The sequence below is a fragment of the Burkholderia sp. 9779_493 genome (genome assembly GCF_015712215.1).
Lineage (GTDB): Bacteria > Pseudomonadota > Gammaproteobacteria > Burkholderiales > Burkholderiaceae > Burkholderia > Burkholderia cenocepacia.
This window is the reverse complement of the sequence record NZ_JACCQA010000008.1, coordinates 48627-70944: the sequence shown is the minus strand read 5'-3', so window position 1 is coordinate 70944 and position 22318 is coordinate 48627. Positions and strand designations below refer to the sequence as shown.

Sequence of the window (22318 nt, the reverse complement as noted above, 5' to 3'; positions counted from 1 at the left end):
CACGGCCAGCGGCAAGGGAATCGGAGCGGCGTCACACCCCGAGCAGGTCGTGCAGCGTCGGCATCTTGCCTTCCAGTTCGGACGCGCGGAAATGCTCGACGATGCTGCCGTGCTCCATCACGTAGAAGCGGTCGGCAAGCGGCGCGGCGAAGCGGAAATTCTGTTCGACCATCACGATCGTGTAGCCGCGCGCCTTCAGCGCGACGATCATCCGCGCGAGCGCCTGCACGATCACCGGCGCGAGGCCCTCGGAAATCTCGTCGAGCAGCAGCAGGTTCGCGCCGGTGCGCAAGATCCGCGCGACCGCGAGCATCTGCTGCTCGCCACCGGACAGCCGCGTGCCCTGGCTCTGCCGGCGCGACGCGAGGTTCGGGAACATCGCGTAGATCTCGTCGAGCGACATCGCGTGTTCGCGCGGCCCGATCAGCGGCGGCAGCATCAGGTTCTCCTCGCACGACAGGCTCGCGAAGATCCCGCGCTCCTCCGGGCAGTAACCGATGCCGTAATGCGCGATGCGGTGCGTCGCGAGGCCGATCGTCTCGTGGCCGGCAACCTTGATCGACCCGCTGCGGCGGCCCGTGAGGCCCATGATCGCGCGCAGCGTCGTCGTGCGGCCCGCGCCGTTGCGGCCGAGCAGCGTGACGACCTCGCCGCGATGCACCGTCAGGTCGACACCGTGCAAGATGTGGGATTCCCCGTACCAGGCCTCGAGGCCCGTGATCTCCAGCGCAGGCGTACCGCTCTCGACGCCGCTCAATTCGCGTTCCTCCCGTTCGCTGTGCTTCATGCGTGCGCCCCCGCGAGCGCCGCGTCGGCGCTGCCCATGTAGGCCTCGATGACGAGCGGATTCTTCGACACTTCCGCATACGAGCCTTCGGCCAGCACCTCGCCGCGTTGCAGGACGGTGATCGTGTCGGAGATTCCCGCGATCACGTTCATGTTGTGCTCCACCATCAGGATCGTGCGCCCGCTCGCGACCTTCTTGATCAACGCGGTCACGCGGTCGACGTCCTCATGGCCCATCCCCTGCGTCGGCTCGTCGAGCAGCATCAGTTCGGGCTCCATTGCGAGCGTCGTCGCGATCTCGAGCGCGCGCTTGCGGCCGTAGGCCAGCTCGACGGTCGGCACGTGCGCGAAATCGGTGAGGCCGACCTGCGTGAGCAGGTCCATCGCGCGATCGTCGAGCCGCTTCAGCGTGCGCTCGCTGCGCCAGAAATGAAATTCGGTGCCGAGCGCGCGTTGCAGGCCGATGCGCACGTTCTGCAGCGCGGTGAGGTGCGGGAACACGGCCGAGATCTGGAACGAGCGGATGATGCCGCGCCGCGCGACCTGCGCGGGCCGCTCGTCGGTGATGTCGATGCCGTTGAAGACGATCTGGCCGGCCGTCGGCGTCAGAAATTTGGTGAGGAGGTTGAAACAGGTGGTCTTGCCCGCGCCGTTCGGCCCGATCAATGCGTGGATCGCACCGCGCCGCACACGCAGGTTGACGCCGTTCACGGCGGTGAAGCCCCTGAATTCCTTCGTCAGTCCGCGTGTTTCCAGAATCGTGTCGCCGAGAATCATGTTCCCTTCCGTACGAAGTCAGGCGAAGCACCGGGATGCCTGGCGCAGGCGGCCGCGAACAGGTCAGCGGATCAGCGGGCTGCCCCCGGGCGCCGTGGTACGCCTCGAGGGTTGGTCTCCCGCGCCGACGCGTATGCACATTACAGAACATTGTCGCGCCGTTGGTGCAGTGCAATCATCGGGATTTGCACTTATAGGGCTGGCCGCCATATCGGCCGCGACTGCGTGCGGTTTTGCACCGCGCTTTTTTGACACGTGCATCATCACGCGTTGACCTGCTGCGGGATCCGGCACGCGCGCGCTCGACGAAAAAAAGCCGCGCGACGACGCGGCTTGCAGGGATCTTGCCGTTCGAACGGACGCGACGGCAGCTTGTTTCGCATAGCGAATCAGCGGGCGTCCGCATGACTGCCCGCTGGCATGCGTGTCAGCGGGTCGTCACGCAGCCGTCACCGCGGCCTCGGTTCGCACCGCCGTCGCTTCGCGCGCCGCGCGGCGGTCGGCACGAATCATGTCGCTCGCGCGCTCGGCGATCATCAACGTCGGCGAATTGGTGTTGCCCGATGTGATGAACGGCATCACCGACGCATCGACGATCCGCAACCCGGCGATGCCGCGCACGCGCAGCCGGCTGTCGACCACCGCGCGTGCGTCGTCCGCGCGCCCCATCCGGCACGTGCCGACCGGGTGGAAGATCGTCGTGCCCACCGCGCCGGCCGCGTCGACCAGTTCGGCCTCGGTCCGGTACTGCGGGCCCGGCAGGATTTCCTCGGGGCGATAACGCGCAAGCGCCGGTGCGGACGCGATCCGGCGCGTGAGGCGCAGCGCGTTCGCGGCGACGTGCCGATCGTGGTCGGTCGACAGATAGTTCGGCGCGATCGCCGGTGCGCTGCCCGGATCGGCGCTCGTCACGTGCACGCTGCCGCGCGACGTCGGCCGCAAATGGCAAACCGACGCCGTAAAGGCGTTGAAGCGGTGCAGCGGTTCGCCAAAGCGTTCGAGCGACAGCGGCTGCACGTGATACTGGAGATCGGGGCGCGTGAGTGCGGGATCGTCCGGATCCGATTTCGCGAATGCGCCCAACTGCGACGGCGCCATCGACATCGGCCCGCGCTGCAGCAGCGCATATTCGGCGCCGATCATCAGCTTGCCCCACCAGTGCGCGGACAGCGTATTGAGCGTACGCACGCCGTCGACGCGAAACGCCATGCGCAATTGCAGGTGATCCTGCAGGTTTTCGCCGACGCCGGGCAGATCCTGCACGACGCCGATGCCGAGCGCCTGCAGCCGCCGGCCATCGCCGATGCCCGACAGTTCGAGCAGTTGCGGCGAATTCACCGCGCCCGACGTCAGCAGCACTTCCGCTCGCGCGCGCGCGACGTAATCGGTGCCGCCGCCGTGATACTCGACGCCGACCGCGCGCCGACCGTCGAAAATCACGCGCTGCGCATGCGCGCCAGTGATCACGGTCAGGTTCGGGCGCGCCATCGCCGGCCGCAGGAACCCCTTCGACGTATTCCAGCGCACGCCGCGCTTCTGGTTCACTTCGAAGTAGCCGACCCCGGCATTGTCGCCGCGGTTGAAATCGTCGGTCGCGGGAATGCCCGTCTGCTGCGCGGCCTGCGCGAACGATTCGAGGATCTCCCAGCGCAGCCGCTGTTTCTCGACGCGCCAGTACCCGCCCGCGCCGTGCGCGTCGCTCGCGCCCGCATGGTGATCCTCGCTGCGCTTGAAGATCGGCAGCACGCTGTCCCACGACCAGCCGGCGTCGCCGGTTTCCTGCGCCCAGTGATCGTAGTCCTCGCGCTGGCCGCGCATGTAGATCATCCCGTTGATCGACGAGCAGCCGCCGAGCACGCGGCCGCGCGGATACGACAGCGCGCGGCCGTTGAGCGCCGCTTCGGGCTGCGTCTTGTACAGCCAGTCGGTGCGCGGGTTGCCGATGCAGTACAGATAGCCGACCGGGATATGAATCCAGTGGTAGTCGTCCTTGCCGCCCGCTTCCAGCAGCAGCACGCTGATGTCGGGATCCTCGGTCAGGCGGTTCGCGAGCACGCAGCCCGCGGTGCCCGCGCCGACGATCACGTAGTCGAATTCGCCCTCGAGCGTGCGTTGAGTACTCACGGCGTGTCCCCTTCTGCTTGTTGTGCGCCGCGCGGCGCGATGCCGCGCGCATGTTCAGCATAGTGCGTCGTGTCGCGCGCCGCGCTCAAGGCCGCGCGCCGCGACCCGATGAAGCGTACTCCCGCGCGCGGCCGCCGATCCAATGAGTTATGCTGAACTGCGTTATAAGCCGCGCTCATATCACAACGATGGATCTCACCCTGCTCCGCGCGTTCGCGACGGTCGCGCGCGAAGGCAACCTGACGCGCGCCGCCGCGCAGCTGCACCTGACGCAGCCGGCCGTCAGCCTGCAGATCAAGCATCTGCAGGAAACGCTCGGCGTCGCGCTGTTCACACGCACGTCGCGCGGGCTCGCGCTCACGCGCGACGGCCAGACGCTGCTGCCGCATGCGGAACGGGCGCTGGCCGCGGCCGCCGACGTGCAGCGCGCCGCCGCCGCACTGCGGCACGAGGTGCGCGGCCGGCTGCGGATCGGCACGATCCTCGATCCGGGGTTCCTGCGGCTCGGCGGCTTCCTGCGTGCGCTGGTCGAGACCCATCCGCAGATCGAGACCGCGCTGCGGCACGGGATGTCGGGCTGGGTGATCGAACAGGTGCGTGCGCGGGCGCTCGACGTCGGCTACTACATCGGCCGTCCCGAAGAGGACTCGCCGCGCGACGAAGCGCTGTTCCACACCGTCACGCTGACGCGCTTCGAATATCGCGTCCTGGCGCCCGCCGGCTGGAAGGAGCGCGTGCAGCGCGCGCACGACTGGCGGGCGCTCGCCGCGCTGCCGTGGATCTGGACGCCGCCGGCGTCCGCGCACCACCGGCTGCTGTCGCGGCGTTTCGCGGACGCCGGCGCGCAGCCGGTGAAGGTCGCCGAGGTCGACCAGGAGCAGTCGATGCTCGATCTCGTCAAATCGGGGATCGGGTTGACGCTCGCACGCGATTCGACCGCGCTGGCCGAAGCGCACGCGCATGCGCTGACGATCGTCGAGCACGTGACGGTGCCGACCGAACTGACGTTCGTGACGCTCGCCGAGCGGCGCGACGAGCCGGCGATCGCGGCCGCGTTGCGGCTGATCGAAGCGCAGTGGGCGATATGAGCATTGCTGATGTCGATGCGGCCGATTGCGCATCGGGTATCGGTGCGTGATGCATCCCGCGGATCGCCGTCGCGGGCCGAATCACCGCCTCGCCCGCCCCGCGTCGTGTCGCCGCGCCCCCGCCCGCTCGTCACGCCACCATCGCAGGCTTTTTGCTAGATTGTGCGTTCGCACACCGCGAGACCCCGATTGAAGGAGACCCGCATGGCCCGCAACATCGAGATCAAAGCCCGCGCCCGCGAATTCGACCGGCTGCGCGAACAGGCGGCTCAACTCGCGACCGAAGCGCCGTTGTTCTACCGCCAGCAGGATTTCTTCTACGACGTGCCGCGCGGCCGGCTGAAGCTGCGCCGCTTCGAGGACGGCACGCCGGCCGAGCTGATCTTCTACCAGCGCGACGACCGCGACGGCCCGAAGGCGTCGTACTACACGCGCAGCCCGGTGACGAACCCCGACGCGATGCATTCGCTGCTCGCGACCGCGCTGACTACGCGCGGAATCGTGACGAAGGAGCGGCACGTGTACCTCGCGGGCCGCACGCGCATCCATCTCGACCGCGTCGACGGGCTCGGCGATTTCATCGAACTCGAAGTCGTGCTCGGCCCGGACGACGACGAAGCCGGCGGCGAAGCGGAAGCGCACGAGGTATTCGCGAAGCTCGGCGTGGCGCAGGAGGATCTCGTCGCGGTCGCGTACGTCGATCTGCTGAACGCCGACGCCCAGCCCGAAACGGCCTGATCCGGCCCCGCTGAAGGCGCGCCGCGCGTGCCGCCTTCAGCGCCGGCGCCGGGCGCCAGGTGCGCGAGCGGCAGCGCGCCGTTGCGCTTGAAGGTCGTCAGCACGATGTTCGAGCGCACGCTGTCGACGCCCGGCACCCGCATCAGCTTCTTCATCACGAACTGCGACAGCGCGTTGAGATCCGGCGCGACGATCCGCAGCAGATAGTCGGCATCGCCCACCACCGCATGGCATTCGAGCACTTCGGGCAGCACGTCGATCTGCTGCTGGAACTGCTCGATGATCGAATCGCCGTGATGCTTGAGCTTCAGGCTCGTGAACGCGGTCACGCCGAGCCCGAGCTTTTCGGGGCGCAGCATCACGCGGTAGCCTTCGATCACGCCGGCCGCCTCGAGCCGCTGCAGCCGCCGGCCGATCTGCGACGGCGACAGCGGCACCTCCTCACCCAGCTGCTGATGCGTCGCGCGACCGAAGCGCTGCAGCACGTCCAGCAGCGCGAGGTCGAAGTGATCGAGTTCCAGCATGAGATTTCTCCGCATTGATTCGTGTTTTGATGCGTGATTATCGCATCATTCGGCAAATCAACGCCAACTATGCGCCCAATCCGCGCGCAGCCCGCTCTACACTTGCATGGTCCCAACCCACAGCGTGCAGAGCCTGATCATGTCCACCGTCGTCACCGCGAAACTGCAGGAGCAGTTCGATGCGGGCCTCGAAACCCGCGCCGATTTCACCATCGACCAGCCGCTGCACTGCTACGGCCAGGTCGACCACGCGGTGTGGAAGCAGCTCTATGCGCGCCAGTCGGCCTTGCTGCGCGGCCGCGCGTGCGACGCGTTCGTCGCCGGACTCGGCAAGATCGAGCTGCCGGCCGATCACGTGCCGTCGTTCGCCGACGTGAATCGCCAGCTGAAGCCCGCGACCGGCTGGGAAATCGTCGCGGTACCGGGCCTCGTGCCCGACCGCGTGTTCTTCGAGCACCTCGCGAACCGGCGTTTCCCCGTCACCTGGTGGATGCGTCGCCCCGACCAGCTCGACTACCTGCAGGAACCCGACTGCTTCCACGACCTGTTCGGCCACGTGCCGCTGCTGATCGACCCGGTGTTCGCCGACTACATGCAGGCGTACGGCCGCACCGCGCTCGCGGTCGCCGACGACGAAGCGGCGCTGGCGCGGCTCGCGCGCCTCTATTGGTATACGGTGGAATTCGGGCTGATCCGCGACCCGCGCGGGACCGACGGGCTGTCGATCTACGGCGCCGGGATCGTGTCGAGCAAGGGCGAAAGCCTGTACAGCCTGGAAAGCGCGGCGCCGAACCGCCTCGGGTTCGATCTCGAGCGCGTGATGCGCACGAAGTACCGGATCGACACGTTCCAGAAGACCTACTTCGTGATCGACGATTTCGCGCAACTGTTCGCGCTCGCCGACGTCGACGGCCGCGCGCTGGCCGACCGGCTCGCGGCGCTGCCCGAATTCGCGGCCGGCGCGGTGCTCGACACCGACCGCGTGCTGCATCGCGGCACGGGCGAAGGCTGGCCCGACGACGCCGACGCGTGATGCACCGGGCGCCGCGACACCGCGGCGCCGACCGCCCGCGGCCAGCGGCCCGTCGCCGCCAACCCGTCGCCCTTTCCGCAACTATGAAACAATGAACGATGCCGGCCTCGCCGCGCGGTGCAGCCGCGTGCGGGCGCCGTTACCGAACGAGAGGTGCAAGATGATCCACAAGCTCACATCCGAAGAACGCAAGACCCGGCTCGAAGGCCTGCCGCACTGGACCGCCGTACCGGGCCGCGACGCGATTCAGCGCCGCCTGCGCTTCGCCGATTTCAACGAGGCATTCGGCTTCATGACGCGCGTCGCGATCAAGGCGCAGGAGATGAACCACCATCCGGAATGGTTCAACGTGTACAACCGTGTCGACGTCACGCTGTCGACCCACGATGCCGACGGCCTCACCGAACGCGACATCGAACTCGCGCGTTTCATCGACGGCGCCGCGACGCACGCGCAACCCGGCGCCTGAGTCCCGCCTCTACCGCCGCGCGTCTTTCGGTGCGCGGCGCGTCAACTTTTCATTTCGATGAACGTTTTCTAGGATGTACTCAGCGAAAGCCTTCAGCTTTCCAAGCCATCCTTAAGGCGCACGTAAGTCTCGTACGCTTTCCGTGCCTTGGGGTCCAAACCTTCCAGTTGCAGCGCGCTTTCGCGCTGTACAATCAGCAGCGCATACGGCTTGGAAAGCGCGCTGGCCTCTTCGCAGAGTTTGAGTTCGTCGCCGCTCGACGGCGAGCGGGCGCGCCAGAAATTGATCGCGGCTTCTAGGTCGTGGATCGAAATATCGGACATGATTGGATCTAATCGTTCGCTGGCCGCCATGCTTGATGTCAGGCGAGGCGGCGCCCCTGTGGAAACGGCGTCGTGCTGTCCGCGTGCCTGAACCGCCAACCCATTGTACTTGAGCGAACTTCATGCGACTCCTTCTGATCGAAGACGACCGCCCCATCGCACGCGGTATCCAGAGCAGCCTCGAGCAGGCTGGCTTCACCGTCGACATGGTGCATGACGGCATCTTTGCCGAACAGGCGCTGGCACAGAACCGCCACGAACTCGTGATTCTCGACCTCGGCCTGCCGGGCATCGACGGAATGACGCTGCTCACGCGCTTCCGGCAGACCAACCGCCACACGCCCGTGATCGTGCTGACCGCGCGCGACGAGCTGAACGACCGGATCCAGGGCCTGAACTCCGGCGCCGACGACTACATGCTCAAGCCGTTCGAGCCGGCCGAGCTCGAAGCGCGCATCCGCGCGGTGATGCGCCGCAGCGGCCCGCACAGCGACATGCCGCGTCCGGAAGTGTCGCTCGGCGGCGTCCGCCTGTCGGGCGTCGACCGCCGCATCTTCAACGACGACAAGCCGCTCGAACTATCGCCGCGCGAATTCGCGGTGCTCGAAATGCTGCTGCTGCGTCACGGCCGCGTCGTCAGCAAGGCGCAGTTGCAGGATCACCTCACGCACTTCGGCGGCGATCTCGGCGACACCGCGATCGAAGTCTACGTGCACCGCGTGCGCAAGAAACTCGAGCAGTGCCGGGTCGAAATCGTCACCGTGCGCGGCTTCGGCTACCTGCTGCAGGAAATCCGCCAGACGGCGAGCGTCTGAGCGACGCCGCGCGCCGGCCGGCCGCGTGCCGCGGCGCGCCTGTGTGCGGCTTGCGCGTCGCCGCCCGGCGCACGACCGCGCCGCTCCCCGTGAGCGGCGCTCATCCATTTACCCGTCGAAATGTCTCCTGATCCGGCTGTGACCACCAGCCTGCGCCGCTCGCTGCTCCGGCGCCTCGCCGCCCCGCTGTCGATGCTCGCGCTGATGAGCGGCCTGATCGCCTACTGGCTCGCGTGGCAGTACACGCAGCACGTGATCGACCGCTCGCTCGCCGATCTCGCGACCGCCATCTCCAAACAGATCCAGATCGCCGGCCCCGACGCGCCGTTCACGGTGCCGCCGCTCGCGCAGGCGATGTTCTCCGATCCGGCCGAAGCGCTGATCTACCGGATCAGCGACGGCGAACAGGAACTCGCCGGCGATCCGAAACTGCCGCTGCAGGGCATCAACGTGCGCCGCATGCACCATGCGTACGTGTTCGAGGCCGAGTACGACAATCGCGCGGTGCGGGTCGCGCAGGTGCGCGTCGACGACGTCGAGGGCGGCAAGCCGATGGTCGTCGAAGTCGCGCAGCCGGTGCGGCACCGCTACCGGATCGCGGCCGAATTCCTCGTCGCGATCATGATGCCGCTGCTCCTGCTGCTGCTCGCGGGCTGGGGGATCGTGTGGCGCGTCGTGAACCAGCAGCTCGGCCCGCTCACGCATCTCGCGGATTCGCTGAACCGGCAGACCCACACGTCGCTGGAGCCGGTCGACGAAACCGACGTGCCGCTGGAGATCCGGCCGCTGACGAGCGCGATGAACGCGCTGCTCGGCCGTCTGAAGACCGCGCTCGACGCGCAGCGCAAGTTCATCGCCGACGCCGCGCACCAGTTGCGCACGCCGCTCACCGCGGTGAAGCTGCATGCCGAGCAGGCGGCCGTCGCGCGCGACCCGCACCAGACCTTCGCCGCGGTACGCGAGCTGCGCGCGGCCGCCGACCGCGCGGTGCGGCTGTCCAATCAGCTGCTGTCGCTCGCGCGTGCCGAGCCGGGCGAACAGGCCGCGCGCTTCGTCGACGTCGACCTCGCGGCGATGGCGTTCGAGACGGGCGCTGAATGGGTACCGCGCGCGCTCGCGTCGCATGTCGACCTCGGCTTCCAGCGCAGCGACGACCCGGGCGACGACGAGAAGCTGATCGTGCGCGGCAACCCGGTGCTGCTGCGCGAGGTGATCGCGAACCTGCTCGACAATGCGCTGAAGTACGTGCCGCTCGCGCGGCCGGACGGCGCGCGGATCACGGTGAACGTCGCGCGTGCCGCGCTCGAGGGCAACCAGCCGGCCGCCGAGATCGTCGTCGAGGACAACGGCCCCGGCGTGCCCGCGAACCAGCAGGCCGACCTGTTCAAGCGCTTCTTCCGTGGCGACGCGCAAAGCGGCAATGGCGTCGAGACGGGCGCCGGGCTCGGGCTCGCGATCGTGCACGACATCATCGCGATGCACGGCGGCACCGTGTCGTACGAGGATGCACCGGAAGGCGGCTCGCGCTTCGTCGTGCGGGTGCCGCTCGCCGCGCGTACGGAGAAGCCGGCCAGCGAAACGCCGGCCGCGGCGCCGACGCACTGAGCGGCGCGATGTTCGGCAGGCAACCGCGTGCCCGTCGACCGGGCAGCCCGCCGGAACAGGAACGGAAAGACGGAAAGCGAATGACGGGCCGCCATGATGCGGCAACCGTCGGCTGAAACGACAGCGACAGCGCGCGATGCGCTGCCGCCTGCATCACTTCTTGTGCTTCTTGTCCTTCGAACCGGACGCCGACTTGCCGTCCTTCTTGTCCTTCTTCTTTTTCTTCTTCCCGCCTTCGTCGGACGTCGCGAGCAACGTGCCGCGGCACGACTCCGCACCGCAGTGGCACGCGTATTCGCGCTTGAGCTTCTTCGTCAGCTTCGCGTCGATCACGAGGCCGTAGTCGTAGAACAGCTCCTCTTCCGGTTCAATGTCGCGCAGCGCGTGGATGTACACACGGCCTTTGACTTCCTCGGCTTCGCAGTTCGGCGCGCACGAATGGTTGATCCAGCGCGCGCTGTTGCCGTCGATCTTGCCGTCGATCACGCCGCCTTCGTCCAGTGCGAAGTAGAACGTATGGTTCGGCTCGCTCGGGTCGTGCGGATGACGGCGCAGCGCTTCCTTCCACGAGATTCGCTCGCCCTTGTATTCCACTACGCGCTCGCCGGCCTTGATCGGCGCCACGGCGAACACGCCCTTGCCGTGTACTCCCGAGCGGCGCACCGCGATCCTGCGTGAACTCATCGAACCAATCCTTGTGAAGACGACCTGAAGGGAAGCAGCCGCGATCGCGGCCGGGCGCCGCGCAAAACGAAAACGCGGCACCGGTTGGTGCCGCGTCGGGGCATGCGGCGAATCACCCGCATCCTACACGTTCAAGATTGCTTCGTTCAACATCGCGCGCAATATTGCGCGATGTCCTCAGCGCTGGCCGAATGCGACGTCGCCGAACAGCGCCTTGTGCTCGCGCGGCTGCGAGCGCCAGTATTGCGGCGGCGCCGTCACCTGCGCGCCGAGCTCGGCCGCCGCGTGCCACGGCCAGCGCGGGTCGTACAGCATCGCGCGCGCCATCGCGACGAAATCGGCATCGCCGGCCTCGATCAGCCGGTTCGCGTGCGCGGGCTCGTTGATCAGCCCGACCGCGATCGTCGGCATGCCGACCGCGCGCTTCACGGCCTGCGCGAACGGCACCTGGTAGCCGGGCGACAGCGGAATCTTCTGCAGCGGCGACACGCCGCCGGACGACACGTCGATCCAGTCGCAGCCGCGGCGCTTCAGTTCGTGCGCGAACGCGATCGTATCGTCGAGCTCCCAGCCGCCTTCGACCCAGTCGGTCGCGGACACGCGCACGCCGACCGGCCGGTCTTCCGGAAACGCCGCGCGCACGATCTCGAAGATCTCGAGCGGAAACCGCATCCGGTTGTCGCGCGAGCCGCCGTATTCGTCGGTGCGCTGATTCGCGAGTGGCGACAGGAACTGATGCAGCAGGTAGCCGTGCGCCGCGTGTACTTCGATCGCATCGATGCCGAGCCGCGCGGCACGCTTCGCCGACGCCGCGAAGGCTTCGCGGATGCGGTTCAGGCCCGCGGCATCGAGCGCGAGGGGCGGCGTCTCGCCGTCCTTGTGCGGCACGGCCGACGGTCCATGCGGCAACCAGCCGCCATCGGCGACCGGCACGAGCTGGCCGCCCTCCCAGGGCGCCGCGCTCGACGCCTTGCGCCCCGCATGCGACAACTGCATCGCGATACGGACCGGCGAATGCTTGCGGATCGCGGCGAGCACCGGCTTCAGCGCGGCTTCGGTCACGTCGTCCCACAGGCCGAGGTCGCCATGCGTGATGCGCCCGTCGGGTTCCACCGCGGTCGCCTCGATGCACAGCAGCCCCGCGCCCGACAGCGCGAGATGGCCGAGGTGAATCATGTGCCAGTCGGTCGCTTCGCCGCGTTCGGCCGAGTACTGGCACATCGGGGAAATCACGATCCGGTTCGGAAGGGTCACGCCGCGCAGCGTGAACGGAGAAAACAGCGCAGTCATGGAAGCCGCTCGTCAGGAAAGGGGAAGAGCGGACGAGCGTAGCACGCACGCCTGAAGCGTGCAGATGGCGCGATCGGCAGTAAGCGGATGGTCAGGTACGGCCGGCCGCCGGCAGTACGCGGAATGCGCGGTGTACGGCGAGGCGCCGGCCCGCAACGGATGCGGGTCGGGCCGAACCTGTGCAGCGGGCGGAGCCGCCCGCGACGTCAGAGCCCGACGCTGCCGAGCCACTCCGCGAACATGCGCCGTGCGGCCGCCTCGAGCACGGGCCCGTGCTGCGCGGTATCGGCACGCAGCTGGCGCGCGTCGACGCCGGGCGTCGCGGCGATTTCGCCGGCGTTCGCGATCAGCCACGGTTCGAAGCGATCGGTGCGGATCTCGGGATGACATTGCAGCGCCAGCACGTGCTGCCCCCAGGCGAAGGCCTGGTGGCGGCAGGCCGGCGTCGACGCGAGATGGATCGCACCGCCCGGCAGGTCGAACGTATCGCCATGCCAGTGCAGCATCGACGTCGTCGCGCCATCGAGATGGCGCAGCGGCGATGCACGGCCGGCGTCGGTGAGCGTCAGCGGCGCCCAGCCGAGTTCGTGCTGCGCGGCCGGATAGACGCGTGCGCCGAGTGCCCGCGCGATGAACTGCGCGCCGAGGCAGATACCGAGGATCGGCAATCCCGCGTCGATACGCTGGCGCACGAGCGCCAGCAGCGGCGCGATCGTCGGATACTGCGCATCGTCGTACACGCTGAGCGGCCCGCCGAGCACGACCAACAGCGACGGCTCGCGCACGTCGAGCACCTCGACCCGCGACGATCCGACATCGACATAGCGCACCCGTCGACCGCGTTCGCCGAGCACCTGCTCGAAGCTCCCGAGATCCTCGAAATGCACGTGGCGGATCGCCACGACTTCAGCGTTCATCATCGGCCTCCCGGTCGATCGACGGACGTCAGCCTGCGAAAATCTTCCAGGTCTTCTTCTGCGTCGCCGCGTCGGCTTCTTCCTGCACCGAGCAGTCGAGACGCAGATCGCTGTCGGACATCGCGATGTCGAGCGCCGCGCAGTGATGCACGGTCTTCTTCGACGGCTTGCCCGGCTGGAAATGCGTGCACGTGAGGCACATGCGCTGCGGCGGCGTCGCACCGGCCACTTGCAGCTCGCGCAGCGTCTTCAGCAGCGCGCGATACAGCGTGCCCTGCTCGTCCGCGCCGAGCTTGCCGACCGCTTTCGTCAGGAATTCAGGCCACTGCAGTGCCTTCTTCGCGGCCGTGCGGCCACGCGCCGACAGGCGCACGGCCAGCGCGCGGCCGTCGTCCAGCGCACGGCGCTTCTCGACGAGCCCCTTCGTCTCGAGCGTGCTGACCGCATCGCTCGTGGTGGCCGCGGTGAGCTGCGTCTCGCGCGCGATCTCGCCGAGCCGCATCGGGCCCTTGCGCTGCAGCAGCAGCACGAGAATCTCGCCCTGCGTCGGCGTGAGGCCAGCGCCTTCCGCCCAATCCCATGCCTCGCTCCGCATGGCCGTGCTCAACCGCAGCAAGCTGTGGGTCACACGTCCCGCAGCCTGGTTCCCGTAAACGCCTTCGCTCATAGTCTTTTCGCTTTGCCGCCGCCCGGATTGCCGAGCAGCCGTAGTGTGGAGATCGAATGTCTATCTCAAAACAGACACACTCTCTCGAGTGCGTCAGCACGGCCGTCGCGAGGCACACGCGGCGGTCGCGTTCGCGGCGACCGGAGAGACACGCGTCGTTCCGGTGTCCGCAAAGCCGACATTCTAAGCGAGAGCGGAAAATCGCACAGCTAAGTTATCCCCTGCATTCTGTGGAAAATCACTGGATAACCGTCATTTTTCGTTGTGCGCGCAATGTCGCGCGCCCACAAAACGGGGCGCGCCGGCATTGTCCTGTTCGAATCGGCCATCGGCCGCATGGTAATGGTCCACCGGGTTATCCCGCCTGCAGAGCGTTGACTTTGCAGTGGAATATCGGGTTATCCACAGATTTTGAGGACGCCTGGCAACGATTTCGGCGGGACACGGCGCCGAGCGCCGTTCAGCGAATCCCGGTTCGGTCGATCCTGCAATCTGCAAAACATTTTTTCACTCACGCCAACGTAAGCACTGCTGCCGGACCGTCTCGTTCAGCGATTTTTCCTGTTTGAAAACGGTTCTCAACCACGATGCGTCGTTCACGCGCGCCTTCGCGAGCGCACCGATTTCGTCGAGCGCCGCGCGCGAGCCCAGCTCGGCTGCATGCGGCGCGATCCGGTCAAGCGTGTCGAGGATGTCTTCCGCGATCGTGCGGCGCTCCCCCGTCTGAGGATTCACGCAGGTGCCTTCGAGCCCGAAGCGGCACGCTTCGAAACGGTTGAACGTGTAGACCAGGTAGTCGTCCTCCGACAGCTTCAGCGGCCGGTCGGTCAGCAGGTAACGCGCGAGCGTCTGGATGTAGCAGGCGATCGCCGCGGCGCGATCGACCGACAGCGGCGTGTCCATCACGCGCACCTCGATCGTGCCGTAGCCGGGCTTCGGCCGGATGTCCCAGTAGAAGTCCTTCATCGAGTTGACGACGCCCGTGTTCACCATCTTCGTGAAGTACTCCTCGAAGCTGTCCCAGGTGAGCACGAACGGCGCGCGGCCCGACAGCGGGAACGCGAAGACCGAATTCAGGCGTGCCGAATGGAAGCCCGTGTCGACGTTCTGCACGAACGGCGACGACGCGGACAGCGCGATGAAGTGCGGAATGAAGCGCGACATCGAGTGCAGCAGGAACAGCGCGCTGTCGGGATCGGGACAGCCGATGTGCACGTGCTGGCCGAACACGGTGAACTGTTTCGCGAGATAGCCGTACAGCTCGGAGATGTACTGGAAGCGCGGCGCATCGTAGATCTGCCGGTCGCTCCATTGCTGGAACGCATGCGTGCCGCCGCCGGCCAGCCCGACGTTGAGCTGGTCGGCCGCCTTCACGAGCACGTCGCGGATCGCATGCAGCTCGCTGACGGCCTGCTCGTGCGAATGGCAGATGCCGGTCGACAGCTCGATCATGCTTTCGGTGATTTCCGGCGTGATGTTGCCCGGAAAGGTCTCGCCCTGGATCAGGCGCATCAGATCGGATGCCGCTTTGGTCAGGTCGTAGTTGTGCGTGTTGACGACCTGGATCTCCAGTTCGACGCCGAACGTGAACGGTTCGGAATTGACGAAGGTTTCGAGTGCCATGGCAGGTTCCGGAATCAGTTGCCGTCGCTGCGTTCGCCGACCGCCGACAGGCAGCGATAGACGACGAACGGGCTGACGAGCTGCAGGATCACGATCGAGCACATCACGATCGCGCGCAGGTGCGGGTCGAAATTCGGATAAAGCTGGTAGGTATCGTCGACGAGCAGGTACGACAGCGCGGACATCGGCGTGAGCGCGATGCCGAGCGCGACGCCCTGCTTCATCCCGAGGCCGCTCGGCTTCGCGAACGCGACGACGCCGGCCAGCTTCGCGACGAGCCGCGTGACGATCAGCACGATCGCGAGCAGCCCGCCGAGCGCGATGTCGCCCCACGTGAACGACGTGAGCGTCAGCACGAACAGCACCACCGTCAGCAGCCAGCCGGCCGTGCCGAAATGCTCGGGCCACAGTTGCGGCCGTGCTTCGAGGTTCTTCACGATGATGCCGGCGAGCAGCAGCGTGAGCAGCGTCGACAGCTTCAGCGCCTGCGCGACGGCGATCGCCAGCATCACGAGCCCGAACAGCGCGACGAACGAATGCTCGTCGCGCATCGTCGCGGTCATGTGACGGAACAGGTAATTGCACGAACGCGCGACGAGATACGCGACGATGAACGAACCGGCGAGCAGGTAGAGCGGCTGCAGGATCGTCGCGAACACGTTGCCGTACGCTTCCTGGTGCAGCCAGCTCGTGACGAGCTTGGTCAGCACGATCGCATACACGCTGTTGAGCGCGGTGAGCGTGATCAGGCGTTGCGATACCTGCCCTTCCGCGCGCAGTTCGGTCTTGAGCTGGATCACCATCGACGGCGACGTCGCGATCGCGATCGCCGACAGCACCAGCGCGACCATGCCCGATACACCGAGCGCGAGCATCACGAACAGCACGAGCACGAAGGTCAGCGTGGCTTCCGCGAGACTCGACGCGACGAGCCACGGATTGCGCCGGATCCAGCGCAGGTCGAGGCGGCTGCCGAGTTCGAACAGCAGCAGGCCGAGCGCGACGTCCATCAGCAGCCGCGAGGTTTCGTCGGTGCTCGCGTCGATCACGCCGAATCCGAACGAACCGGCGATCAGGCCGATCACGGCATAGCCGGTGATGCGCGGCAGGCGCCACGCGCGATAGCACAGCTCGCCGCACAGGCCGGCTGCGAACAGCGCGAGCCCGGCCCAGAACACGGCATCCGGCGTAAGCGGCCAGTTGGGCAGGAATGAGAACGCCGACTTCATCGTGGTGACTTCTCCTTTGGAAGCAACCGCCAGCGACGCGGGGTCAAGCGACAGGAATGGATGCGCGCCGGCTGGGTATCGCCCCGAATGTGATTGTTGTGCTCGACGACGGCGGTACATGGGGTCCGCCTGTTCCACCACAGGGCGGAACGTCGTTCAGGTTGCCGATCTGGATTGTCGGCCTGGTGTGTGAACGGACTGCGCAGTCTCGAGGATTCTGATTCGAAATCGTGCCGACCGTTCCATTGAAGCATGTTCGGCGCCTGGCCGAACGAACGCGAAGGAAACCGATTGTGCCACAGCTTTTTCGCTCCGGAACCGATTGAATCGACTCGCGGCGCTGTGCGGCACCGCAGGTCTTTGGTTTCAAAGGTTTACTTGTATATATACGTAGTAGAAGTTAACAAAGGACGCACAGTTCTGTGGATAACTCCGGTTTACGCTGGCAGATCAAGGTGTTGGCGAAACCATAACCGGTTGCACAGGCTGTTCGTGCACAGACATTTGAGTTGAGCAACTTTCGGGCCGCTGCACAGCTGTGCCGAGTTGCCCAGTTTACGTCCACTGTGATTGCACACGAAGTGCGCGCGGATTCCGCGCGGTTATCCACAGCATCGCGTGGATAACCTTGCGCGGAAAAATCGGGAAACTGTGACGCAGGCGTGCGACCGGTCAGCCGGTCGAACCGACGCGGCGGGCGCGCAGTGCGCGGATCAGGAAGCGGGCGGGATCGATCGCGTCGGCGAGCTCGCGCTCGAGCGGCCAGGGTTCGCCTTCGAGTTGCGACGCGATCAGTTCGGCGCCGAGCGCCGCCCACACGAGCCCGCGCGAACCGAAGCCGAATGCACCGTAGAGGCCCGGCATGCGCGGCAGGTCGCGCGCCTGCGCACCGCCCAGCGCGCGTGCGTTCGCAACGGCCTGCGCTTCGTCGGCGAGCGGGCCGACGAGCGGCAGGCGATCGCCGACGACCCAGCGGAACGCCACGCGGCCGCGCAGCGTGGCGGGCTCCGGCCACTCGCCGATCAGGCCCGGCAGCAGGCGCCGCACGCGCTCGAGGTTTTCGGCGTGGCCGGCCGCGCGCATCGCGGGATCGGTGTCGTCCGGCTCGAAGGTGGCGCCGATCAGCAGCGTGCCGTCGTCGAGCGGGATCGCGTAGCCGTCGCCGATCGCCGGGCACGGCAGCGGCGCCGTCGTGCCCGGCGGCAGCAGCGTGAGCTGGCCGCGCACCGGTTGCAGCGCGACGTGCTGCAATCCGGCAAGGCGCGCGGCGTCGCCCGCGTTCGCGAGCACGACGACGGGCGCGTCGGCCAGCGTGGCGCCCGTCTCGTCGAGCGCATGCCAGATGTCGTCCCGCCGCTCGAGCCGCGCGACGCGGGTGGACGCAAGCAGGCGCACACGCTCGCCGGCCGCCGTGCATTGCGCGGCGCACAGCCCGGCCGGCCAGACGGCGCCGCCGTGCGGAAACAGCAGCCCGCCATGCGCGACCGGCAGGTTCAGGTGCGCACGCGCGGCATCGGCGTCGAGCAGCGTCACGTAGTCGGACGGCGCACCGAAGGCATCGAACGCGTCGCGCATCCGCGCGAAATCGTCGGCCGATTCGGCGAGATGGATCATCCCCCGCGTGCTGCGTGCGAAGGCATGGCCCGCACGTTCGAGGGCTCGCCAGCGTGCGATCGCGTGCAGGAAGCCGCCGCGCGTGAGCCGGCTCGCGACGTTGTCGTCGCGCGTCATCAACGGATGGAAAACGCCGGCCGGATTGCCCGACGCGTCGCGCGCGATTCGTTCGTGCCGCTCGATCAACGTGACGTCCCAGCCGCGCGCGGCCAGACGTTCGACCACCGCGCAGCCCGCGAGGCCCGCGCCGATCACGATCGCGCGGCGTACTGCAACGGGCAATGCATGCGGCGGTTCGTGCCGGCGCGCGCGCCAGCGTGGCGCATATTCGCCGACGAGACGACCGTCGACTTCGCGGAACGTGAAACCTGTCTCGCCGAGCGCGTGTTTCACGGCATCGGACGTTGCATGCGTCGCAAACGTTGCGTGCTCGCCGGCCATTTTTGCGAGCGCGCGAATTCCGTCGCTCGACGCCGCGGCGCCATCGAGAAAAAATGCATCGGCGCGCGCGACGAGCTTCTTCGACAGCTCGATCGCATCGCCGAACGCGAGCGTGAGCACCACGCGCCCTGCGTCGAATTCGAGCCGGTGCAGGCCCGGCACCAGCATCGGCCATGCATCGATCAATGCGTCGACGTCTGCCGATATGGTTGTGTCTGCAACCATATGCGACACCGCGCGGCGCAGGTCGTCGCGCGACAACGGGTGCGGTTCGACCGCGACGACGTGCAGCCGTTCGCAGCGCTCAGGATCGCCGCGCCACGCGGCCCATGCGGCGAGGAAGCCGGCGCCCGCGCCGAATCCCGTCGTGACGATTGTGAACGTTCGGCGGCGCTGCCAGCGCGCGGGCAGCCCGTTGCCCGCGACGAACGCGCGATGCGCGTGCGCGAGCGTGCCGGATGCGCCGCGATGGAGCTTGCCGAACTCGGGCGAAACGAGCGTGCCGTCGTCGCAAAGCGCGAGCGTGGCGGAAACAAGTCGGTCGGGCATGCGAAACAAAAAACGTGGCAGCCAAGCCTGGCAAGGGATTGCGGGAGACCGTCCGACGGGCCGTTGGGAAAAGCCAACGGGGCGACGGTCGGGCGGACCGCGCTGCGTATCCTGTCCGGTTGGCGCAGGTCAAAAAACGGGCAATCGACGATTCATTCGGCGAAATACCGATGAAAATCTTTGAAACCCTTGTCGTTATTGGGTTTGCGCTGCGCTATCATAGCAACGCCGTACCGCGGGGTGGCCGCCGGCAAGCCGGAGGGCGCGTCGCGCGGGCCAGGATTCGGCGCTGTGTCGTCGGAGTCTGACTCTCGACGGCACGGTTCGCGCACGTATAATCGGCGCGTTCGCGCTGTTCGTGTCAACCTAACCTGATAAAGGAACCTTAATGAACAAACAGGAACTGATCGACGCCGTCGCCGCCCAAACGGGCGCCAGCAAGGCTCAAACCGGCGAAACGCTGGACACGCTGCTCGAAGTCATCAAGAAGGCCGTGTCGAAGGGTGATGCGGTTCAGCTGATCGGCTTCGGCAGCTTCGGTTCGGGCAAGCGCGCAGCACGTACGGGCCGCAACCCGAAGACGGGCGAAACCATCAAGATCCCGGCAGCCAAGACGGTCAAGTTCACGGCTGGCAAGGCGTTCAAGGACGCCGTCAACAAGCGTTAAACCCGCGCCTGTTCCAGGAAAAACCCGCCTCTCGGCGGGTTTTTTGTTGGGCGCGCGCGGCATTTTCGCCACAGTTCGCGCCGCTCTTGCAAAAGTTAACGGTTACTTTTACAAGCCGTTACCAAGCGATCATGCGTGCACGATCTGCGTGTCGCCGTGATCGTCGTCGTGCGAATCGACATCCCACGCCGGGAACGGATCGTCGAACGCCGCCCATCCGGCCGCGCCGAGCGCGAACTCCGCATCGGTCAGCAGGCACGCATCGAGTTTCGCGCGCCACGCGTCGGCGTCGAGCGCGATGCCGATCAGCACGAGTTCCTGCCGGCGATCGCCGACCGTGCGATCGTCGAGATCGCCCAGCCATTCCGTGCGGATTTCGGCGAGCAACTCGTCGTCGTCCGGCCATTCCGCGCGATCCTGCGCCGCCCACCACAAGCCTGCCGGGCCATGCCGGCACACGCCGCCCGCCTGCGATAGCGAGCCCGCGATGTCGTTGCGCGTCGCGAGCCAGAAGAAACCCTTGCTGCGCAGCACGCCCGGCCACTCCTGATGCAGCAGCGCCCAGAGTCGTGCCGGGTGAAACGGCCGGCGCGCGCGGTAAACAAAATTGCCGATTCCGAATTCGTCGGCTTCGCCGTGCACGTGCGCATGATGGTCGTCATGGCAGTCGGGGTCGTCGCAATGCGTGTGATCGTGATCGAGCGACGCGAGCCAGCCCGGCGCGTTCGCGGCTTCGTCGAAATCGAAGCGGCCGGTGTTCAGCACTTCGTCGAGCGGCACGTTGCCGAACGTCGACACGACCTGGTGCGCGCGCGGATTGAGGTGCGCGAGGATGTGCTGCAGGCGCGCGAGATCGTCCGCGCCGACGAGGTCGGCCTTGTTGATCACCAGCACGTCGCAGAATTCGATCTGCTCGATCAGCAGTTCGACGAGCGTGCGGTCGTCGTCTTCCGACGCGGCGATGCCGCGCGTCGCGAGCGCGTCGTCGGAGCCGTAGTCGCGCAGGAAGTTGTACGCGTCGACCACGGTGACGAGCGTGTCGAGCCGCGCGATGGACGACAGCGACGCGCCGTCGTCGTCGACGAACGTGAAGGTTTCGGCGATCGGCATCGGCTCCGCGATACCGGTCGATTCGATCATGATCGCGTCGAAGCGGCCTTCGGATGCAAGGTTGCGGATCTCGACGAGCAGATCGTCGCGCAGTGTGCAGCAGATGCAGCCGTTCGACATTTCGACGAGGCGTTCCTCGACGTGCGACAGCGCCTGTGCATCGCGCACGAGCGACGCGTCGATGTTGACCGCCGCGAGATCGTTGACGATCACCGCGACTTTCAGGCCGGCGCGGTTCGCGAGGACGTGGTTGAGCAGCGTGGTCTTGCCGGCGCCGAGGAAACCGGACAGCACGGTGACGGGCAACGGCTGTTTCATTGCCGGATTCATGATGATATGCACCAACGGAAAAGATGAAAAAGCGGCCGCGGCGCCCTGCCGGGGCGCGATCGGCCCGCGCACGGGCCAAACGGCGGCGTCAGCCCGCATTGTGCATCAAACGCGCGCGGCCGGCCCGGCGCCGGCCGGTGACGCGGCGCAGAATCACTGAGCGGCTTGAGCGGCTTGCGTGGTCTGCGCGGGCGGCAGCAGCTTCCATTGCGTCAGGATGCCGGCGATCTGCCGCGCGTACTTGTCGCGTAGCGACGGCGTTTCCGAATGATAGGCGCCGACTGCCTGCCACGTGTTGCCGTAGCGATTCATCTTCTGCTTGAGATGCCACGCGGCGATGTACACGTTCTTGCACGGCTCCATCAGCGTGTCGCGGCCGATCCCGTAGCGCGACAGCGTCGGCAGGTGGATCGAATTGATCTGCATCAGGCCGTAGTCGACCGAGCCGTTGGTGTTCTTGTTCAGCGCGCCGGGCCGGTTGCGCGACTCCTGCCACGCGATCGCGCGCAGGATCAGCGGATTGACCTGCTGATATTTGGCCGCTTCGTCGAAACAATCGGCGCGTGCGTTGCCGCTGGCGAACCACGCGCCGGCGGCGATCAACGCGATCGAAGCGAACCGTCTGTTCATCGTGCGGAAGCGAAAAGGAATTGCGCGAAGCTCGGGAAAACCCGTGCCTGTTATTAGTGCGACGAGAAACGCGCCGCCCGTATCATACCGGCAGACCGTCAGATTGCGACAGGCAGGAATACGGCAGCCCGGTTATACCGCATTTCCGTGTCGGATCATCGCGAAAACAAGGGAGAGGGCCGGCATGCGGAGGGCGACGCGGATCCTTACATATTGCATACGGTTCGCCGGACACATGTCGTATGTGAGACAGTCCTCGGATCAATGTGATATTTCGGACATGAA

The 22318-nt window shown here is 66.8% G+C and carries 20 protein-coding genes and 1 pseudogene; 7 read left to right on the top strand and 14 right to left on the bottom strand.

The genetic code is table 11. The features are described 5' to 3' along the window. Positions 1-31: 31 nt before the first annotated feature. The 3 genes from H0X95_RS10340 to H0X95_RS10330 all read right to left on the bottom strand — a co-directional run bounded on the left by H0X95_RS10340 (position 32) and on the right by H0X95_RS10330 (position 3687). Positions 32-787, bottom strand: a complete 756-nt coding sequence (locus H0X95_RS10340; protein ID WP_059721128.1) for an ABC transporter ATP-binding protein — start codon at positions 785-787, stop codon at positions 32-34. Then, positions 784-1563 carry an ABC transporter ATP-binding protein gene (locus H0X95_RS10335; RefSeq protein ID WP_006477266.1) on the bottom strand — a complete coding sequence of 260 codons (780 nt, stop codon included), beginning with the start codon at positions 1561-1563 and terminating at the stop codon, positions 784-786. The genes H0X95_RS10340 and H0X95_RS10335 overlap by 4 nt, the downstream gene beginning before the upstream one ends. Before the next feature lie 438 nt (positions 1564-2001). Continuing rightward, on the bottom strand, positions 2002-3687 hold the full coding sequence (locus tag H0X95_RS10330; RefSeq protein ID WP_059721129.1) for a GMC family oxidoreductase: 1686 nt from the start codon (positions 3685-3687) through the stop codon (positions 2002-2004). Positions 3688-3875: 188 nt separating this feature from the next. On the opposite strand from H0X95_RS10330, the gene H0X95_RS10325 reads away from it, so the two are divergent. Next, on the top strand, positions 3876-4775 hold the full coding sequence (locus H0X95_RS10325; RefSeq protein WP_012492239.1) for a LysR family transcriptional regulator: 900 nt from the start codon (positions 3876-3878) through the stop codon (positions 4773-4775). A gap of 204 nt (positions 4776-4979) precedes the next feature. Beyond that, positions 4980-5513 (top strand): class IV adenylate cyclase, encoded by a 534-nt coding sequence (locus H0X95_RS10320; protein WP_006482724.1) that lies wholly within the window; start codon positions 4980-4982, stop codon positions 5511-5513. 38 nt (positions 5514-5551) lie between these two features. Here H0X95_RS10320 and H0X95_RS10315 read toward each other — a convergent pair. After that, positions 5552-6037, bottom strand: a pseudogene (locus H0X95_RS10315) (Lrp/AsnC family transcriptional regulator); the annotation flags it as partial. A gap of 139 nt (positions 6038-6176) precedes the next feature. Between H0X95_RS10315 and phhA the strand changes: the two are divergent. Both phhA and H0X95_RS10305 read left to right on the top strand, forming a co-directional pair. After that, positions 6177-7070, top strand: coding sequence for a phenylalanine 4-monooxygenase (gene phhA / locus H0X95_RS10310; protein WP_230878182.1), 894 nt, complete (start codon positions 6177-6179; stop codon positions 7068-7070). A gap of 91 nt (positions 7071-7161) precedes the next feature. Then, entirely contained in the window at positions 7162-7539 is a 378-nt protein-coding gene (locus H0X95_RS10305; protein WP_256097641.1) for a 4a-hydroxytetrahydrobiopterin dehydratase, read from the top strand. 92 nt (positions 7540-7631) lie between these two features. On the opposite strand, the gene H0X95_RS10300 is transcribed toward H0X95_RS10305, so the two are convergent. Continuing rightward, positions 7632-7862, bottom strand: a complete 231-nt coding sequence (locus H0X95_RS10300; protein WP_006401493.1) for a DUF3717 domain-containing protein — start codon at positions 7860-7862, stop codon at positions 7632-7634. 122 nt (positions 7863-7984) lie between these two features. On the opposite strand from H0X95_RS10300, the gene H0X95_RS10295 reads away from it, so the two are divergent. Together H0X95_RS10295 and H0X95_RS10290 are read left to right on the top strand one after the other, a co-directional pair. Continuing rightward, complete coding sequence (locus H0X95_RS10295) at positions 7985-8677, top strand: response regulator (RefSeq protein ID WP_006401494.1); 693 nt, start codon at positions 7985-7987, stop codon at positions 8675-8677. Positions 8678-8797: 120 nt separating this feature from the next. Next, positions 8798-10282: a sensor histidine kinase gene (locus H0X95_RS10290; protein WP_012492237.1), complete on the top strand. Its 1485-nt coding sequence runs from the start codon at positions 8798-8800 to the stop codon at positions 10280-10282. A 153-nt stretch (positions 10283-10435) separates the two neighbouring features. On the opposite strand, the gene H0X95_RS10285 is transcribed toward H0X95_RS10290, so the two are convergent. The 7 genes from H0X95_RS10285 to mnmC form a co-directional block, all read right to left on the bottom strand. After that, the gene (locus tag H0X95_RS10285; RefSeq protein WP_006491632.1) at positions 10436-10966 is read right to left on the bottom strand and encodes an SET domain-containing protein; all 531 of its coding nucleotides are present in this window, start codon (positions 10964-10966) and stop codon (positions 10436-10438) included. 177 nt (positions 10967-11143) lie between these two features. After that, positions 11144-12256 carry an NADH:flavin oxidoreductase/NADH oxidase gene (locus H0X95_RS10280; protein WP_006496328.1) on the bottom strand — a complete coding sequence of 371 codons (1113 nt, stop codon included), beginning with the start codon at positions 12254-12256 and terminating at the stop codon, positions 11144-11146. Between the two features lie 206 nt (positions 12257-12462). Then, positions 12463-13173: a glutamine amidotransferase gene (locus H0X95_RS10275; RefSeq protein ID WP_059721156.1), complete on the bottom strand. Its 711-nt coding sequence runs from the start codon at positions 13171-13173 to the stop codon at positions 12463-12465. A 28-nt stretch (positions 13174-13201) separates the two neighbouring features. Further along, the gene (locus H0X95_RS10270; protein WP_006489994.1) at positions 13202-13840 is read right to left on the bottom strand and encodes a MarR family winged helix-turn-helix transcriptional regulator; all 639 of its coding nucleotides are present in this window, start codon (positions 13838-13840) and stop codon (positions 13202-13204) included. A gap of 507 nt (positions 13841-14347) precedes the next feature. After that, positions 14348-15463, bottom strand: coding sequence for a YbdK family carboxylate-amine ligase (locus H0X95_RS10265; protein WP_059721130.1), 1116 nt, complete (start codon positions 15461-15463; stop codon positions 14348-14350). A gap of 14 nt (positions 15464-15477) precedes the next feature. Continuing rightward, positions 15478-16692, bottom strand: coding sequence for a cation:proton antiporter (locus H0X95_RS10260; RefSeq protein WP_006490002.1), 1215 nt, complete (start codon positions 16690-16692; stop codon positions 15478-15480). Positions 16693-17364: 672 nt separating this feature from the next. Further along, a complete protein-coding gene (mnmC, locus tag H0X95_RS10255) occupies positions 17365-19296 on the bottom strand; it encodes a bifunctional tRNA (5-methylaminomethyl-2-thiouridine)(34)-methyltransferase MnmD/FAD-dependent 5-carboxymethylaminomethyl-2-thiouridine(34) oxidoreductase MnmC (RefSeq protein WP_059721131.1) in 1932 nt (643 codons plus the stop codon). A gap of 388 nt (positions 19297-19684) precedes the next feature. Between mnmC and H0X95_RS10250 the strand changes: the two genes are divergently transcribed. Next, positions 19685-19963 (top strand): HU family DNA-binding protein, encoded by a 279-nt coding sequence (locus tag H0X95_RS10250; RefSeq protein ID WP_006401505.1) that lies wholly within the window; start codon positions 19685-19687, stop codon positions 19961-19963. A 129-nt stretch (positions 19964-20092) separates the two neighbouring features. Here the strand turns inward: H0X95_RS10250 and H0X95_RS10245 are convergent, their stop codons facing one another. Next, the gene (locus H0X95_RS10245; protein WP_196446038.1) at positions 20093-21403 is read right to left on the bottom strand and encodes a GTP-binding protein; all 1311 of its coding nucleotides are present in this window, start codon (positions 21401-21403) and stop codon (positions 20093-20095) included. A gap of 153 nt (positions 21404-21556) precedes the next feature. Continuing rightward, positions 21557-22033: a lytic transglycosylase domain-containing protein gene (locus H0X95_RS10240; protein ID WP_048988784.1), complete on the bottom strand. Its 477-nt coding sequence runs from the start codon at positions 22031-22033 to the stop codon at positions 21557-21559. Positions 22034-22318 lie beyond the last annotated feature (285 nt).